At 63.8% G+C, this 17,558-nt stretch carries 13 protein-coding genes and 2 pseudogenes; 11 read left to right on the top strand and 4 right to left on the bottom strand.

Annotated features, from left to right (window positions below):
• Nucleotides 1–284: 284 nt before the first annotated feature.
• Both P9230_RS16925 and P9230_RS16920 read right to left on the bottom strand, forming a co-directional pair.
• The gene (locus tag P9230_RS16925) at nt 285–1,088 is read right to left on the bottom strand and encodes a DsbA family protein (RefSeq protein ID WP_067321649.1); all 804 of its coding nucleotides are present in this window, start codon (nt 1,086–1,088) and stop codon (nt 285–287) included.
• Between the two features lie 57 nt (nt 1,089–1,145).
• Nucleotides 1,146–2,537, bottom strand: coding sequence for a M48 family metalloprotease (locus P9230_RS16920; RefSeq protein WP_127246961.1), 1,392 nt, complete (start codon nt 2,535–2,537; stop codon nt 1,146–1,148).
• Nucleotides 2,538–2,744: 207 nt separating this feature from the next.
• Between P9230_RS16920 and P9230_RS16915 the strand changes: the two genes are divergently transcribed.
• Nucleotides 2,745–3,893, top strand: a complete 1,149-nt coding sequence (locus P9230_RS16915) for an aminotransferase class I/II-fold pyridoxal phosphate-dependent enzyme (RefSeq protein WP_127246962.1) — start codon at nt 2,745–2,747, stop codon at nt 3,891–3,893.
• A 5-nt stretch (nt 3,894–3,898) separates the two neighbouring features.
• Complete coding sequence (locus tag P9230_RS16910; RefSeq protein ID WP_164746708.1) at nt 3,899–4,828, top strand: glutaminase; 930 nt, start codon at nt 3,899–3,901, stop codon at nt 4,826–4,828.
• Between the two features lie 102 nt (nt 4,829–4,930).
• On the opposite strand, the gene P9230_RS16905 is transcribed toward P9230_RS16910, so the two are convergent.
• The gene (locus P9230_RS16905; RefSeq protein ID WP_278120052.1) at nt 4,931–7,885 is read right to left on the bottom strand and encodes an Rne/Rng family ribonuclease; all 2,955 of its coding nucleotides are present in this window, start codon (nt 7,883–7,885) and stop codon (nt 4,931–4,933) included.
• A gap of 92 nt (nt 7,886–7,977) precedes the next feature.
• On the opposite strand from P9230_RS16905, the gene P9230_RS16900 reads away from it, so the two are divergent.
• The 9 genes and pseudogenes from P9230_RS16900 (at nt 7,978) to P9230_RS16860 (ending at nt 17,015) form a co-directional block, all read left to right on the top strand.
• A complete protein-coding gene (locus P9230_RS16900; protein ID WP_278055934.1) occupies nt 7,978–8,304 on the top strand; it encodes a hypothetical protein in 327 nt (108 codons plus the stop codon).
• 219 nt (nt 8,305–8,523) lie between these two features.
• On the top strand, nt 8,524–9,780 hold the full coding sequence (locus P9230_RS16895) for an N-acetylmuramoyl-L-alanine amidase (RefSeq protein ID WP_095778678.1): 1,257 nt from the start codon (nt 8,524–8,526) through the stop codon (nt 9,778–9,780).
• A 232-nt stretch (nt 9,781–10,012) separates the two neighbouring features.
• Nucleotides 10,013–12,469, top strand: a complete 2,457-nt coding sequence (locus P9230_RS16890) for a penicillin-binding protein 1A (protein ID WP_066989516.1) — start codon at nt 10,013–10,015, stop codon at nt 12,467–12,469.
• Between the two features lie 127 nt (nt 12,470–12,596).
• Nucleotides 12,597–13,728 (top strand): peptide chain release factor 2 gene (gene prfB / locus P9230_RS16885; protein WP_127240096.1). Its coding sequence is split into 2 segments (ribosomal slippage): nt 12,597–12,662 and nt 12,664–13,728, totalling 1,131 coding nucleotides; the frame shifts between segments, so codons are not numbered across the junction.
• A 48-nt stretch (nt 13,729–13,776) separates the two neighbouring features.
• Nucleotides 13,777–14,202 (top strand): GFA family protein, encoded by a 426-nt coding sequence (locus P9230_RS16880; RefSeq protein WP_278120050.1) that lies wholly within the window; start codon nt 13,777–13,779, stop codon nt 14,200–14,202.
• A 299-nt stretch (nt 14,203–14,501) separates the two neighbouring features.
• Nucleotides 14,502–14,879, top strand: a complete 378-nt coding sequence (locus P9230_RS16875; RefSeq protein ID WP_278120048.1) for a hypothetical protein — start codon at nt 14,502–14,504, stop codon at nt 14,877–14,879.
• Between the two features lie 173 nt (nt 14,880–15,052).
• Nucleotides 15,053–15,410, top strand: a pseudogene (locus P9230_RS16870) (GFA family protein).
• A 100-nt stretch (nt 15,411–15,510) separates the two neighbouring features.
• Nucleotides 15,511–16,161, top strand: a complete 651-nt coding sequence (locus P9230_RS16865) for an OmpA family protein (RefSeq protein WP_095783284.1) — start codon at nt 15,511–15,513, stop codon at nt 16,159–16,161.
• 245 nt (nt 16,162–16,406) lie between these two features.
• Nucleotides 16,407–17,015, top strand: a complete 609-nt coding sequence (locus tag P9230_RS16860; protein ID WP_066989524.1) for a hypothetical protein — start codon at nt 16,407–16,409, stop codon at nt 17,013–17,015.
• A gap of 104 nt (nt 17,016–17,119) precedes the next feature.
• On the opposite strand, the pseudogene P9230_RS16855 reads toward P9230_RS16860, so the two are convergent.
• Nucleotides 17,120–17,558: pseudogene (locus tag P9230_RS16855) on the bottom strand (hypothetical protein); the annotation flags it as partial.

The following is a 17,558-nucleotide window of genomic DNA, read 5'->3' as shown; positions in this document are numbered from 1 at the left end:
CGCTTGTCGCCCCAAACCGCGCGCGCGCGGCTGCGCCGCTTGATGTGTTTTTGGCGCACTCCTCCCTCCCCAATTTTTTAAACCCCCCCCCCCCCCCCGGCACGCCCCCCCCCCCCCCCCCCGCCGGACCTCTATAATGGGCATATCCGCCCGCGAAAAGAGCGCAAGTACGTTCTTTCGCTGTCCACAACAGGCGGAAAACCGCCTGTTATCGCGACTCGCAATCGCTTAGAGCATGATCCCGAAAACTGTGCAGCGGTTTTCGGAAAAGACCATGCCCAAACCTAGAGCGCGCTCTTGGCCTGCTCGATCTTCTCCGCCAGAACCTGCTGTCCGAGCGCGCCGAACACCACCTCATTGCCGACCACATAGGACGGCGTGCCGGTGATCGACAGCTTGGTGGCGAGATCGTAGGTGCGCGAGAGCGCTTCGTTGATGCTCGGATCCTTCATCTTCTCGCGCAGCTTCGCCTCGTCGGCACCGAGCGAAACAGCGACCTTCATGGCGGTGGATTCGGTGGCACGGCCCTGGCTGCCGAGCAGCGCAGTGTGGAACTCGCTGTACTTCTCCGGCATCATCAGATGGAAGGCCATCGAGACCACGCTGGCCTTTTGCGAATCCGGGCTGAGGATTGGAAACTCCTTGAGCACGAAGCGCAGGTCCGGATCGGCTTTGGTCAGCGCCTTCATGTCCTCAATGGCGCGTTTGCAGAAGCCGCAATTGTAGTCGTAGAACTCGACGATGGTGACTTTGCCCTTCGGGTTGCCGACCACGCCGTCGAAGGTGGAGTTGAAGATCTCGTCCTTCGCATCCTTGATGACGCCGAGTGCGGCGAGCCGCTGCTCTTCCTTCTGCTTGGCCTCGAGCGCGTCCTGAACCTCGAGCAGGACCTCGGGGTTTTTCAACAGATAGTCGCGGATGATGCCTTCGACCTCCTTGCGGTCGATCTTGCTGTCCGCCGAGGCCACCTGGATGGCTTGCGTCGTGTCGGCCCTAGCGGCCTGCGGGCTTCCTGCCACGAAGCCGAATGCCAGCATGCCGAGCGCCACCGCCACGCCGGCGCTGCCGAGCAGGATTGCCTTGTTCATGATCAGTTCCTTCTGCCTGTCCCGGTCCAACCTGGTCGCCGTGCGCGGCCGGGAGGTTCACTTGAGTTTGTTAGATGGCGTGTAGTTTATGATATCCTGCGCGCGAAGCCAGCGGGGCTCGCCGCGCTTCAATTTCTGTTGAGCGCGCATGGCGAAGATCTTCGCGTTCTTATAGTCGGCCGAATAGAAATGGCCCTCCGCTGTCGCAAGGTCGGCGGCCGGGATTTGCCCCAATTCGCCATAGGCTTGAGCCAGATAGCGGTAGGCTACGGCGTTTTCCTTGTCGCGCCCGATCCCGCTGTTGAGCTGCGCCACCGCTTTGTTGATTGAGTCCGGCGTGCCGACCGCCATCAGCGCCTGGCCGAGCGAGACCAGCAGCAAGCCGGACCGCGCCGCGTCGAGGCTCGCCGCTTTGGCATAGGCATCCGCGGCGTCCTTGGGCCTGTTGGCCTTCATCAGGATGTCGCCGCGCAGTTCCTGGAAATAGGGGTTCTTCGGCTGTTCCTTGATCAGGGCCGCGGTTTTCGTCAGCGCGGCGCCAGGATTGCCGTAGAGATAGGTCTGCTGCGCGTCGCCATAGCGCGAGGCAAGGCTGGTCGGGTTCTTGCGCATCAGCCGCGCCACGGCCGCCTGGCCTTGCATATAGGCCGCGATCTTGATGCGCATCATGTCATGCCGCTGCTGCAGCGCCGGCGCGTCGACCTGGCTGACATATGGGCTCGCCTTGACCAGCACCTCGAGATTGGCGATGCGCTCCCGGGGCATCGGATGGCTGATCCGGTAAGGATCGAGCTGGGTGCCCGACAGCGAAAGCGCGCTCTGGAAGCGCCCGAAGGTCTTCAGCATGCCCATGCCGGACTGGCCGGTGGCATTGAGGTAGGTGATCGCCGAGCGGTCGGCGGTGATTTCTTCGCCGCGCTGATAAGCAAGGATGCTGCGCTGCGCCATCTCGCCGCCGCCGGCGGCGACGCCCATGCCGGCGCCGGCAAGGCCGCGGCTGTTGGTGGTGGCGCCGGCCACGATCGCGCCCGCCCCGAGCAGCGTGGCGATGATGGCCATGGTCTTGGCGCGATCGAGTTGATCGCGCAGCTTCTGCTGGTGGCCGCCGGCAATATGGCCGGCCTCGTGCGCGATGACGCCGATGATCTCGTTCGGCGTCTCGGCCGTCACTAGCGCGCCGGTGTTGATGAACAGGCGGCGGCCGGTCACGAACGCATTGAAGCTCTGGTCGTTGACCAGAACGATGTCGATCCCGTCATTGGCAAGGCCCGCCGCCTTGAAGATCGGTCGGGCATAGTCGCGCACCAGCGCCTCGATCTCGGCGTCGCGCACCACCGGCACGCCTTGCGCGAAGGCGCTCAGCGAAGTGGACACCGCGACGGCGGCGGCAAGCAGGAGCGTCGCGAACCCGCGCGCGGTTCGCCCTATTGCGGTCGATCTATCGATCATCGTTCGGGTCGGCTCAACATGACAGGTCCACTGGTAGACGAGCGGGCGAAGGATGAAAAGTCGGCGCCGATAACTTCCTGCGCGCTTGTGATCCCCACACCAATCGGGCATTTGTGCGGCGCTGCCGTCGAACTCCCGGCAGTTCCAGGGCAAGCGAGCGATGGTTTGCCTGTGGATTTGCCAACCAAAGGCAGGCTGAAGAGTCAGATGGTCGTTTCGCTTTCACGCCGCGGCGAGGTCGAGCCGTTCCACGCCATGGATATTCTGGCCGAGGCCAACCGGCTGAAGGCGACCGGGATTCCCGTGGTGTCGATGGCGGTCGGCCAGCCGTCGGACCCGGCGCCGGTCGGCGTCCGCGAAGCCGCCGCTCTCGCGCTGAAGCACGGCCGCATCGGCTACACCGATGCTCTTGGCCTGGCGGAGCTGCGCAAGGCGATCGCCGCGCACTATGGCGAGCATTACGGAATCGATGTCGCGCCCGCCCGTATCGCCGTCACTACCGGCTCGTCGGCCGCCTTCAACCTGGCTTTCCTGGCGATGTTCGATCCCGGCGACCGCGTCGCCATCGCCGCGCCCGGCTATCCGGCCTACCGCAACATCATGGCCGCGCTTGGCATCGAAATCGTCGAGATCGAGCTTGGCTCGGACGCCTATCTGCATGCCGACCACCTGAAGAGCGCACATCGCGAGAAGCCGTTGAAAGGCGTGCTGTTTGCCAGTCCAGCCAATCCGACCGGCGCGGTCATTCCAGCCGACGAGCTTTCCGCGTTGGTGAAGACCGCGGACGAGCTTGGCATCGCGGTGATCTCGGACGAAATCTATCACCGGCTGGCCTATGCCGCGCCCGACGTCACTGCACTTGCCTGTGGCGCCGGCGTGACGGTGATCAACTCCTTCTCGAAATACTATTGCATGACCGGCTGGCGCATCGGCTGGATGGTGCTGCCGGACGAACTGGTGCGGCCGGTCGAGCGCATCGCGCAGAGCCTCTACATCTCGCCGCCGGAACTGTCGCAGGTCGCGGCGGTCGAGGCCTTCAATGCCACGCAAGAGCTGGAAGCGGTGAAGGCGCGCTATGCCTGGAACCGCGACCTGCTGATGAAGCGTCTGCCGGAGCTGGGCTTCCTGCTCGCGGCGCCCATGGACGGCGCGTTCTACGCCTTCTGCGATGTCACGCGGCACACCAATGACAGCATGGCCTTCGCGCGCAAGATGCTGGCCGAGGCGCATGTGGCGGCCACGCCCGGCCGTGATTTCGATCCGCTCCAGGGCCATCGCACCATGCGCTTTTCCTATGCCGGCAGCCATGACGACATGGTCGAGGCGCTGGCGCGCATCGAAAGTTGGCTGAAATAGACGCTATGCCCGAGCTTGAACAGGCGCTGGCGGAAGTGGCCGCCGAAATGACCGAGCGCAGCGATCGCGGCGATGTCGCCACCTATATCCCGCAGCTCGGCAAGGTCGATCCGAAGAAATTCGGCATTGCCGCCGTGACCAATGACGGGCGCATCATCCTTGCCGGCGATGCCGATCAGCCCTTTTCGATCCAGAGCGTCTCGAAGGTGTTCACGCTGACCCTGGCGCTGGGCAAGGTCGGCGATGCGTTGTGGCAGCGTGTCGGCCGCGAGCCGTCGGGCAATCCGTTCAACTCGATCGTCCAGCTCGAGCATGAGAGCGGCATTCCGCGCAATCCGTTCATCAACGCCGGCGCCATCGTCGTATCCGACATCCTGCTTGCCGGCCACCAGCCGCGCGAGGCGATCGGCGAGATCCTGCGCTTCGTCCAATTCCTGGCCGACGACGACACGATCATCATCGACCGCGAGGTCGCGGCCTCGGAACGCGCTACCGGCTACCGCAACTTCGCTCTGGCCAATTACATGAAGTCCTTTGGCAATCTCGACCATGAGCCGGAGCTGGCGCTGGGCGTCTACTTCCATCATTGCGCCATCGCCATGAGCTGCCGGCAGCTCGCCATGGCCGGCCGCTTCCTCGCCAATGGCGGTCGGAACCCGGCGACCGGGCTGTCGGTAGTGTCGACCGAGCGTGCGCGCCGCATCGGCGCGCTGATGCTGACCTGCGGCCACTATGACGGCTCCGGCGATTTCGCCTTCCGTGTCGGCATTCCGGGTAAGAGTGGCGTCGGTGGCGGTATTCTTGGCATCGTGCCGGGCGTCGCCTCGCTCGCCGTCTGGTCCCCCGGCCTCAACGAGAACGGCAATTCAAAGCTCGGCTCCATAGCGCTTGAGAAGCTCGCCAGGATGATGAACTGGTCGATCTTCGCGCCTTAGCAGGTGCTGGGGCGCAAGATTGGAAGGCCAGAAAACGAAAATCCCGCGCCGGGCGGCACGGGATCTTCTGTTTAACAACTAAGCCTAATGAGCTGACAGAGCTTAGAAAAAGCCCTTCCGCTGCCACCAGCCGGCACGCTTCGGCTTTTCTTCGGTCTTGGCTTCCTCGCTGACGTTGGACGAAACGACGGGGACAGCCGGCGTGTCGATCGACTGCGGTTTGCGCCGCGTCGGATGGGCATTGACCTGCGCTTCGGCCTCGGTCGGAGCAGCAGCGGCCGCTGTCAGCTCCGGTTCGGCGGCCGCAGGTTCAGCGGGAAGTTCCGCCGCCCGCTCGGGCGCTTTCTCGGAGACGGTTTCCTCGACAGCCTTCTTCGATCGCGGTGCACGGCGAGGCTTCTTCGGCTTCTCCGTTTCCGCGACATCGTCATTGGCGGGCGAGGGCGCGGCCTGCTCTTCGGCTGGAGCGACCGGCGGCGCGCCTTCGGGAGCTTCGACTTCCGCTTCTTCGCCTTCGAAACCATCGCCGGCATCGGCATCGGCAGGGATTTCGCCTTCCTCGCGGCGATTGCGCTTGCCGCCGCGCTTGCCGCGACGGCGCTTCTTGCCCTGCCCCTCTTCGGCTGCTTCCGCCCCGGCCGGTGCTTCAGCCGTTACCTCGGCTGTCGCTTCGCCAGCAATCGTACCGGCGTCCGCAGGTGCGGGGGCCGAGACGGCATCGCCATGGCCTTGATGCTCGCGGTCGCGATCCTTGCCGCCGCGCCGCCGACGGCGTTTGCGGCGCTTGCGGCCGCCTTCGCCGTCCTCGGACCGATGCGGATGCTGTCCCTGCTGTGGATGGCGCGGCTGTTCGGCCTGAACCGATACCTCTTCTTCCTCCTCGACGACGATCTCGTCCTCGGGCTCTTCCGGCTCGACATAGGTCGGCAGGCTGCGCACCTCGACGAAGCCTTCCGGCTTCTCAGCCACCGCGCCGCGGAAGATCGCGTAGTGTTGCGCGCCCAGCGTCTCGTCGGCTTCGAGCGTGATGCTCAGGCCGAACCGGGCCTCGAGCTCGACCAGATTGGCACGCTTGTGGTTGAGCACATAAAGCGCGGTCGCCGCCGGCGTGCGCACTGTGATGTGGCTGCGCGAATCCTTGAGCAGGAATTCCTCGATTGCCCGCACCACCATCAGCGCCACCGAGGAGTCCGATCTCACATGGCCTGTGCCGCCGCAATGCGGGCAGGGCTTCATCGTCGATTCCAGCACGCTGGCACGGATGCGCTGGCGCGACATCTCCATCAGGCCGAAATGCGAGATGCGACCGACCTGGATGCGGGCGCGATCGTTCTTGAGGTGATCCTTCAGCCGCTTCTCGACCGCGCGGTTGTTGCGGTTCTCCTCCATGTCGATGAAGTCGATGACGATCAGGCCGGCAAGGTCGCGCAGCCTGAGCTGCCGCGCGACTTCCTCGGCGGCCTCCAGATTGGTGTGGAGCGCGGTGTCTTCGATCGAATGCTCCTTGGTGGAGCGGCCGGAGTTGACGTCGATCGAGACCAGCGCCTCGGTCTGGTTGATGATGATGTAGCCGCCGCTCTTCAGCGTCACTTGCGGCTGCAGCATCCGGTCGAGCTGCGCCTCGATGCCGTTGCGCACGAAGATCGGCGTGGTGTCGCGGTAGGGCTGAACCACCTTGGCATGGCTCGGCATCAGCATCCGCATGAAGTCCTTGGCCTCGCGGTAGCCGTCCTCGCCGGAGACCAGGATCTCGTCGATATCCTTGTTGTACAGGTCGCGGACCGAGCGCTTGATCAGGCTGCCTTCCTCATAGACCAGGGCAGGGGCCGTGGACTGCAGCGTGAGATTGCGGACATTCTCCCAAAGCCGCATCAAATATTCATAGTCGCGCTTGATCTCGGCCTTGGTGCGGCTTTCGCCGGCGGTGCGCAGGATGACTCCCATGCCCTGCGGCACCTCGAGATCGGCGACGACCTCCTTCAGCCGCTTGCGGTCCTGGGCATTGGTGATCTTGCGCGATATGCCGCCGCCACGCGCGGTGTTCGGCATCAAGACCGAATAGCGGCCGGCGAGCGACAGATAGGTGGTCAGCGCCGCGCCCTTGTTGCCGCGCTCTTCCTTGACGACCTGGACCAGTAGGATCTGGCGGCGCTTGATGACTTCCTGGATCTTGTACTGGCGGCGCACCGGCTTGCGGCGGTTGCGAACCTCTTCAAGCGCATCCTCGGCGCCGACCGATTCGATTTCGTGTTCGTCCGAATGTGCGGACGAAACTTCTTCGAGCATGCCGCGATCATCGTCGCTGGGAGCGGCTTCCTCGGCCGGAGCGACCTCGCTGGTCGATTCGGCCTGCACCGGTTCCGAAATCACATCCGCATCGATGCTCGCGGCGATCGAAGTGGGGCCGCTCTCGGAAGGCTGGCGATTCTCGCTGTCGGTCGCATCGGCTTCTTCGGTGTCGCTGCCGGCTTCGGGGGCCTTGTTCTCCTCTTCGCCGGCTGCCTCGGCTACGGTCTCGACGGTTTCGGAGCCTTCGGTGGCTTCGGTCGAGGTATCGGCCGCATCGCCGGGCTCATCAGCGGAAGCGCTGGAAGCTGCGACCTCATCGGCGCTTTCGCCGCCTTCGTCGGCACCGGCAGCATCGGAACCGCGCTTTTGCTCGGCCCGGTCGCGGTTCTTGCCGCCGCGCCGGCGGTTGCGGCGGCCGCCGCGATCGCGCGCCTGCTGTTCCTCGCCGGTCTCGGCCTCCTCGTCCTCTTCGTCGTCCGCCTCCTGCGCTTCGGCGCGCAGCAGGGCCTGACGGTCGGCGACCGGGATCTGGTAATAGTCGGGGTGAATTTCACTGAAGGCGAGAAAACCGTGACGGTTGCCACCATATTCGACAAAGGCTGCCTGAAGGGAAGGTTCGACGCGGGTTACGCGGGCGAGATAGATGTTTCCTTTGAGCTGCTTCTTGTCCTGGGATTCAAAGTCGAATTCTTCGATGCGGTTACCGCGAACGACAACAACGCGTGTTTCCTCCGGGTGGGAGGCGTCTATCAGCATCTTGTTGGGCATTATTTCGTTTCCTCCCGGCAGCCATCAGCCGCAGCTGGCGAGGCAGACCCCGCCGCTGTGTGCCTGGATTTGTGTGGCTGCCGGATAATTGAATGTCCGCCGGCCGGAGCTTGAGCGCGATGGCGGTGCCGCCCGCAGCCACAATGGCGCGGTTCGATGCGGACCTTTCCATGATTGCGCTTGAAGCCATCGGCACCCAGCAGAACCGTTTTGAACCAAAGCCCGGGCTTGGCCGGACCAGCTTGTTTGCTCGCACAGAGCCGGCGCGGGAGATCCCGGCCGTTTTCATCGCGCAAGCGATTCCCCCGCCACGGGAGCACGCCTGCGAAAATCGTCGCGATCATCTGAAACCCGGAAGCGCCTTGCACATCTTACCCTGGCGGGAAGCTGCAGGGCGGGCGGTTCCAGGATTGCAGTGATCCAATGTCGCTTTTATGATTTGGCGGGTTGGAAGGCAACCCCGATTTCGGATGCCGGCAAAAAGCGCTTCCGCAGGGGAAGGTGGCGCTCCACCTACTGCATGAAAGGCTTGGTTAACCTTCTCTGGATACCAATCGTTAATCGGGTTGGCCGCCAGACAGGCCGTTCTGCCAAACAGGCCGGCGCGAGGCGCCTAACGGGGAGCGACTAGAATAGAGATGGGACTGGCAGGCACCGCAGACAAGGAGCGTGGCGCCGCCGGATATCTGCGGCTCATGGCAAGGACTGTTTTCCTGCTGGTGATCCTGCTTGGCGCGACCGCCGCCTCGCGGGCCGACGGGTTGCTTGGCGCCACCGGCTACAAGATGGCCGGCGACGCGACCAAGATGCGCATCGTCGTGACCTTCGACCGAGAACCGGACGTGAAGTGGTTTCTGCTGCGCGGTCCCAGCCGCCTTGTCGTCGACCTGCCGCGCACGCGATTCGCCCTCAACGCCAAGGACGTGAAGCCGCGCGGGCTGGTGCGCGCCGTTCGCTACGGCGATCAGGGCAAAGGCTCTCGGCTGATCCTGTCCGGCAAGGGACCGTTTGCCGTCGACAAGCTCGAGGTGCTGAAGAATGACGATGGCAGCGGCTATCGCGTCGCCATCGACATGTCGGCCGCATCCGAAAGAGAATTCGACGAGGCTTTGGCCAACCAATCGCTGACGACCGGCTCGACCGTTTCTACCGACAAGGGCGGCCGTGTCGGCACAGGGCCGATTTCGGCGCCTGGGCACCGCTTCACAGTGGTCATCGATCCGGGTCATGGCGGCGTCGACGGCGGCGCGGAGAGCGCCGGCGGCACGGTCGAGAAGAACGTCACGCTCGCCTTTGCGACCGAACTACGTGACAAGCTGGCCGCGGTCGGCAGCTATGATGTCTATATGACACGGGACAGTGACGTGTACCTGCCGCTCGACGAGCGCGTGCGCATCGCCCGCCAGCACGAAGCCGATCTCTTGATCTCCATCCATGCCGATACGATCGCCGTCAGAGGTCTCCGCGGCGCCACGGTCTACACGCTCTCGGACAAGGCTTCCGATCCCGAGGCTCAGGCGCTCGCCGATCGTGAAAACCTCTCCGACCAGTTCGCCGGCCTAAAGATCGAGGACGACAATAAGGAGGTCACCGACATCCTGATCGACCTGATCCGCCGCGAGACCCACGGCTTTTCGATGAGCTTTGCGCACACGCTGGTCGGCCAGTTGTCGACCAGCGTCGGTCTGATCAACAATCCGCAGCGCTCGGCCGGCTTCAAGGTGCTGAAGGCGCCCGACGTGCCCTCGGTTCTGGTCGAGCTTGGTTACCTCTCCAACAGCAAGGACGAGGCGCAATTGCTCAGCGCCGACTGGCGCGGCAAGGCGGCCCAGAGCATAACCAATGCCGTTGCCCTGTTTGCCGCGGCGAAAGCGGGAGCCAGGGCTGGGGGCTGACGGGGACCGAACCCGCCCACAACCTTGAGCCGTCCTACAACCGCAAGCAGCGTTGCGCGACGACAACACGTGGCGTTATTATTTGACGGACGGAGTTCCTGAAACTTCGTGCTGCCGTATTTTGTCCACATGGTCGCGACAATGGGTTTCCATTGCGGATTGGGACCGCCCCTGAAGCTTGCGCGACTGTCGGCTTCGTTTAGGAAATCCCGAACCTCGGACTGGAGCGGGCATGATTCGTCTCATCGGCTATTTCTTCGGCATCGGCACGACGCTGGCGCTGCTGGTCGCTGCGGGCCTTGCCATCTACATCGGCCATCTGACGAAGGATCTGCCCGACTACGAGGTTCTGGCCAAATATGAGCCGCCGGTGACGACGCGCATCCATGCCTCGGATGGCTCGCTGATGGCCGAATATGCTCGCGAGCGGCGCCTTTATCTGCCGATCCAGGCGATCCCGGACCGCGTCAAGGCAGCCTTCATGTCGGCCGAGGACAAGAACTTCTATAACCATCCGGGCATCGACATCACCGGCCTCGGCCGCGCCATCATCGTCAATCTGCAGAATTTCGGCTCCGGCAGGCGTCAGGTCGGCGCCTCGACGATCACGCAGCAGGTTGCAAAGAACTTCCTGCTGACCTCCGACCAGACCTACGAGCGCAAGATCAAAGAGATGATCCTGGCCTTCCGCATCGAACAGGCCTATTCGAAGGACCGCATCCTCGAGCTCTATCTCAACGAGATCTTCTTCGGCTTCGGCGCCTATGGCGTGGCCGGCGCCGCGCTGACCTATTTCGACAAGTCGGTCAACGAACTCACCGTCGCTGAAGCCGCTTACCTTGCTTCGCTGCCCAAGGGCCCCAACAACTATCATCCCTTCAAGCATGCCGACCGGGCGATCGAGCGCCGCAATTGGGTCATCGATCAGATGGTCGAGAACGGCTACGTCACGCGCGAGGAGGGCGACAAGGCCAAGGCCGAGCCGCTCGGCGTGAAGCCGCGCCGCAACGGCTCCTACCTGTTCGCGGGCGAGTATTTCACCGAGGAGGTGCGCCGCCAGATCATCGCCCGCTACGGCGAGAATGCGCTCTATGAGGGCGGCCTGTCGGTGCGCACCACGCTCGATCCGAAAATCCAGCTCATCGCCCGCAAGGCGATGCAGAACGGATTGCTGAAATATGATACGCTGCGCGGCTATCGCGGACCGGTGACCCATATCGACGTTTCCGGCGACTGGGGCGTGCCGCTCGGCGCGGTCAAGGGGCTGGAGGACGTGCCGGAGTGGACGCTCGCCGTCGTGCTTGACAGTTCTGCCGACGGGCTGACGATCGGCATTCAGCCGGCGCGCCAGGTCTCCGGCGACCTCGTCAAGGACCGCGTCGAGGGAACAGTCAGCAAGGACGACATGGGCTTTGCCATGCGCCATTTCGTCAACGGCAAGTCCGTCCGGGCGAAATCTCCGGCGGAAGTGCTTGAACCCGGCGACGTCATCTTCGTGCAGAAGAACGAGGGCTCCGACAACGCCTATAGCCTGCGCCAGGTGCCCGAGGTCGAAGGCGGTCTGGTAGCCATGGACCCGCATACCGGGCGTGTATTGGCCATGGTCGGCGGCTTCTCCTACGCGCAGTCGGAGTTCAACCGAGCGACCCAGGCGATGCGCCAGCCGGGCTCCTCGTTCAAGCCGATCGTCTATTCGGCGGCGCTCGACAACGGCTACACGCCGGCTTCCGTGATCATGGACGGGCCGATCACCATCCAGAGCGGCAACACGACCTGGACGCCGAAGAACTATGACGGCACGGCCGCCGGCCCGGCCACCTTGCGCTCGGGCATCGAGAAGTCGCGCAACCTGATGACGGTGCGGCTGGCCAACGACATGGGCATGAAGCTGGTCGTCGAATATGCCGAGCGTTTCGGCGTTTACGATCATCTTGCGCCCTATCTGCCGATGGCTCTGGGCTCCGGCGAGACGACGGTCATGCGCATGGTGTCCGCCTATTCGATTATGGCCAATGGCGGCAAGTCGATCAAACCGTCGCTGATCGACCGCATCCAGGATCGCTACGGCAAGACCGTGTTCAAGCAGGACGAACGCGGCTGCGAGGGCTGCAACGCCGCCGAATGGAAGAACCAGCCCGAGCCGGAACTGGTCGACAATTCCGAGCAGGTGCTCGATCCGATGACGGCCTACCAGATCACCTCAATGATGGAGGGCGTGGTGCAGCGCGGCACCGGCGCCACCATCGCCGAGCTCGGCCGCCATATCGCCGGCAAGACCGGAACCACCAATGACGAAAAGGACGCCTGGTTCATCGGCTTCACGCCGAACCTCGTCGTCGGCCTCTATATGGGTTACGATACGCCGCGCGGCCTGGGCAAGGGCGCCACGGGGGGTGGCCTCGCCGCGCCGATCTTCAAGGACTTCATGCGCGTCGCGCTCGACGGCACGCCCAATGTCGACTTCCAGGTTCCGGAAGGCATGAAGCTGATCGCCATCAACCGCAAGACCGGCATGCGCGCGGCCGAAGGCGACCCCAACACCATCATCGAGGCGTTCAAGCCCGGCACCGGCCCGGCCGACAGCTATTGGGTCATCGGCATGGGCGCGGACGGCTCCAATGGTGCCGGCGGCGCGCTGTCGCCGCAGGCCAATCAGGCCATCCAGGACGGCGGCGGCGGCCTTTACTGACTTCCCCAGGTTTCGAATGGGCCGGCAGCTTAACGCCGGCCCATTTCGCTTTACAGGCGGCGGTGCCGTGCCTATGTATCGCGCCGATTCCGAAAAGAACGACAAGAACAGGACAGAACGAAGAGCCATGCGCGCGGAAACGCAGAACATTGTCGACGAGATCAGGCAGGCGATAACCCTGCTGAGGAGGCATCTTTGACTGGGATCCGGCCCTCAAGCGGCTTGAATATCTGAACTCGCGCGCGGAGGATTCCAGCCTCTGGAACGACCCTGCGGAAGCGCAGAAGCTAATGCGGGAGCGCCAGAGCCTCGATGAGGGGATCGCGGCGGTCAAAGGCCTGACCCAGGCGCTCGAGGACAATATCGGCCTGATCGAACTCGGCGAGGAAGAGGGCGACGAGGGCGTCGTCGCCGAAGCCGAAGCGGCGCTGCGTTCGATGCAGGGCGAGGCCAAGGCCCGTCAGGTGGAGACCCTGTTGTCGGGCGAGGCGGACGCCAACGACACCTATCTTGAAATCCATGCCGGCGCCGGCGGCACCGAGAGCCAGGACTGGGCCTCGATGCTCTTGCGCATGTACACGCGCTGGGCCGAGCGGCGCCGCTTCAAAGTCGAGGTGCTGGAAGTCCATGAAGGCGAAGAGGCCGGCATCAAGTCGGCCACCGTGCTTATCAAAGGGCACAACGCCTATGGCTGGTTGAAGACAGAATCTGGCGTTCACCGCCTGGTGCGCATCTCGCCCTACGACAGCAATGCGCGCCGCCACACCTCCTTCGCCAGCGTCTGGGTCTATCCCGTCATCGACGACACGATCGAGATCAACGTTTCGGAATCCGACGTGCGCATCGACACCTACCGTTCATCCGGGTCGGGCGGGCAGCACGTCAACACCACCGACTCGGCGGTCCGCATCACCCATCTCGCGACCGGCATCGCAGTTGCTTGCCAAGCCGAACGCTCGCAGCACAAGAACCGGGCCAAGGCCTGGGAGATGCTGCGCTCGCGGCTCTACGAGGAAGAGCTGAAAAAGCGCGAGGCCGTGGCGAACGCCACCGAGGCGTCGAAGAGCGATATCGGCTGGGGCCACCAGATCCGTTCTTACGTCCTCCAACCCTATCAGCTGGTGAAGGATCTGCGCACCGGCGTCGAAAACACCAGCCCGTCAAGCGTGCTCGACGGCGATCTCGACGAATTCATGGAGGCCTCGCTGTCGCATCGCATCGAGGGCGGTGCAGGTGAGGCGATGGCGGACCTCGACTAGGTATTCCGAAAACTTTCCGCCGGGTGGCGGCTGGCAGGGGGTGAGACCTTGGCAGATCCGGAAAAGGCAGGTGCTCGTACGCTTGCCGGGCAATGCTTCTGCGGCACCGTCCGCTACGAGGTGACCGATGAATTCGCCTACGCGGTGAATTGCCATTGCTCGAACTGCCGCCGTACCACAGGGTCGGCTTTCAAGCCCATTGCCGGCATCGCGCGCGACAAGTTTCATCTCACCGCGGGCGACGACAGGCTGCTGATATATGGCGATGTCGGCGGCCACGACGCGCATTGCGGGCAGTGCGGCTCCTTGCTCTACTCCTTGGTGCGGGAGGGTGCCTACGTCCATGTTGCCATGGGAACCCTGACGGGCGATCCGAGCATTTGCCCAAGTGCACATATCTTCGTCGGTTCCAAGGCGCCATGGTTCACGATTACGGACGACCTGCCGCAATATCGTGAACATGTCACCGGCTGACGGTCGGAACTTCCGTCGGCAGAATTTCGTTCTTAGGCACCCCTGGTCGCAGGCTTGTCGTAGTTATTGTTAACCAAGTCGGCGCACCCTTTTCTGCGGCCGTTGCTGAACCCCGGTGCGATTCCGAGGGCACGCCCAGTTCTTGCGCCGGCCAAGGAATCAGCCCAGCATTCGGGCTGGGTATAGAAGCATGTATGGCCGGACGCGGCATATCTGCGACTGACGATCCGGCCACTGGGAAGACACGTTCCGGGAACGGGCAAGCGACAAAACGCTTGATGCTCGAAAGGAACGCTTCGATGTCTGCTGCCAAGTCAAGATCGGCCCGAGCCGTTCGCCCGGCCGGCCGGCTCCTGTTTTCCCTGTTCGCCACCTTCGGGACCATGATGCTGACCGCTACTGCCGTCGCGCACGACGCCAAACCTACGGCGGTGCTTCCGCAAGCCTGGAGCTATCCCTTTGCCTGCTGCGCCAACTACGACTGCAAGGAGGTGCCACAGACATCGATCGGCGAGCGGCCGGAAGGCTATGTGATAAAAGGCACGGGCGAGGTGGTCGCCTACAGCGACAAGCGGATTAAGGATTCGCCTGATGGCGAATATCACTGGTGCGCGCACCAGGCCGGATTGGACGCCGGCAAGACCATCTGCCTGTTCGTGCCGCCGCCCTCTTACTAGGATTGCCGCGGCCAGGCAGTGCCGAAAGCAATGTGAGCCTCTCGACCGGGCGCTGCCGCGCCTGCTGACGAACGGTTGTCAGGGCGACTTCTTTATGTTGCCTTGCTGCCACAGAAGTTCCGCGGCGTCTTCCGCACGGAACTGTGCGGGGCAGGCGGACAAGGGAGAGATCCATGATGATCAAGGGAAGCTGCCACTGCAAGGCCACGACTTTCGAAGTCTCCGAGGCGCCGCAGACGGTGGCGCAATGCACGTGCTCATTCTGCTCCAAGCGCGGGTCGCTCTGGGCCTATTACGTCCCGTCGCAATTCAAGCTCGCCTGCCCGCCTGAGAACGTCTCCTTCTACCGCTGGGGCTCGAAAACCATAAAGCATGGTTTCTGCTCGACCTGCGGCTGCGGCACCTTCACCGAAACGCCGGACTGGTCGACGGGCCAGCCCGACTTCGATCAGCGTCAACTCTCGCCTGTTCGACGACTTCGACCTGGACAGGGTCGAAGTGGTGGTGATCGACGGCAAGAACCTCTGGTAGCTTTGCCGTTCCGCTTTTTGCCGCAATTCATGGTACAACGCGTGCGGAAGGGCTGATTTGGCGCGGCTGCAACGGCCGCGATTTGGAGAGGGACAATCTTATGAAGAAGACCGTGCTCGTCGCCGTGGCGACGGCTGTGCTCGTGAGCGCCTGCACCACCACCGATCCGTATACCGGCGACCAGAAGATCTCCAACACCGCGGCCGGCGCCGGCCTCGGCGCGTTGGCGGGTGCCAGCCTTGGTCTGCTGGCCGGCGGCAACGACCGCCGCAACGCGCTGATCGGTGCGGGCATCGGCGCCCTTGCCGGCGGCGCGATCGGCGCGACGATGGACCAGAACGAGGCCGAGCTTCGCCGTCAGCTGCAGGGCACCGGCGTCAGCGTCACCCGCAGCGGCGACCAGATCATTCTCAACATGCCGTCCGACATCACCTTCAACGTCGACCAGGACGCGGTGAAGCCGGGCTTCTACCCGGTGCTGAACTCGGTGGCGCTGGTGCTGAACAAGTTCCGCCAGACGACCGTCGACGTCTTCGGCCACACCGACTCGACCGGCGGCGACGAGCACAATTTCGACCTGTCGCAGCGCCGTGCGCTCGCCGTCGCCAACTACCTGTCGGGCCAGGGCGTCGATTCCCGCCGCTTCGCCGTCACCGGCTTCGGCAAGACACGTCCGGTTGCTTCCAACGCGACGGCCGCCGGTCGCGCCCAGAACCGTCGCGTCGAGATCCAGCTGTCGCCGCTGACCTGATAGAAGCTGCTGCCAGGAGAACTACTCTACTATGCAAACGGCCCCGCGAGGGCCGTTTTGTTTTTGACCTCGAGATGGGAAAAGGCGTCGGGGCCTCAGCTAGTTCTAATTGATGCCTTTCCATCGCCTTGGAAAGGACTAGCATCGACGCTGTCCAGCGGGGACGAGGCGGTACAACCGGCCGCGCAATCAGCATTTTTCCGCCTCGGTCTTGCACGGCCAGTTCAAGAATCTGGGAGGAATGCATGACAAGAACGACTCGCCTTGGGCGCTGCGGCGTCCTCGTTTTAACTGGCCTCTTGGGCGCATGGGTTGGAGCCGCCACGGCCCGAGCCGAAGACGCCAACAAGGCCGACATCGAAGCTCTGAAAAAATCGCTGGCCAAATATGAGGACTACACGGCCGCCGTTCGCGACCTCTATCTGTCGACCGTCGGCTGCGTCTATTACTCGGGCGAGAAGATTCCGGGCACGATGGAATATCCGAAGGGCGCCATGGGCATCCATTTCGTCAACGTTCCGAGCGTCGGCCAGAAGCTCGACCCGATGAAGCCCAACGTGCTCATTTACGAACCGACCAAGAAAGGCTTGAAGCTGGTCGCCGTAGAATGGCTGGTGCCCTTGACGCCGGATGTCAAGGAACCACCGAGCCTATTCGGCCAGAAATTCATGGGTCCGATGGAGGGGCATTATCCGCTCATCCCGAAGGAGTTCGTCCATTACGATCTTCACGCCTGGCTGTTCAGGGACAATCCGAACGGCATGTTCAGCCCGACGAATCCGAAGGTGAAATGCAGCGACGCCGAGTTTCCGATGCTGGAGAAGCCGACCAAGATGATGCCCGGCCCGATGTAAGCGGCAGCAGGACAATCCCGGCAAAGCGCTTGTATCCTTCGAAACGGCAGTAGAGGAACGGCCCCATTCGGGGCCGCCTCGTTGTTGCCGACGCGGTATTGAGGTCAGACCTTCGCGACGATGCGCATGAAGGCGGGCACGTCATCGCCGAAGCCGACGGTCGCGTCGTCCTCTTCATGGCGGTGGCGGCTAGGGCGGCTGTGGTCGCGCTGAGGACGGGAAGCCCCGCGCTGCTCGTTGCGGTTGTCGGAACCCTTGCGGTCGTTCTCGGAACGGATCGCATCCTTGCGGGCGCGGCGCTCGGCAATATCGGCAATCTCGGCCACCGGCTGCTCTTCGCGTGGTGTCTCCGGCGTCTCGTCGTCGCTGTGCCTGGCGTGGCGGTCCGCGCTTTTCTTGCGCTCGCCACGGCTCTTGCGGTCCTCATCCTTGCGACCGGCGCGGGGGGGGGGGGGGGGGGCGCCCCCCGGGGGGGGGGGGGGGGGGGGGGGGGGGGGGGGGGGGGGGGGGGGGGGGGGGGGGGGGGGGGGGGGGGGGGGGGGG

This window comes from Mesorhizobium sp. WSM4887 (assembly GCF_029625865.1).
Taxonomy (GTDB): Bacteria; Pseudomonadota; Alphaproteobacteria; order Rhizobiales; family Rhizobiaceae; genus Mesorhizobium.
This window is presented reverse-complemented; position numbering and strand designations above follow the sequence as displayed.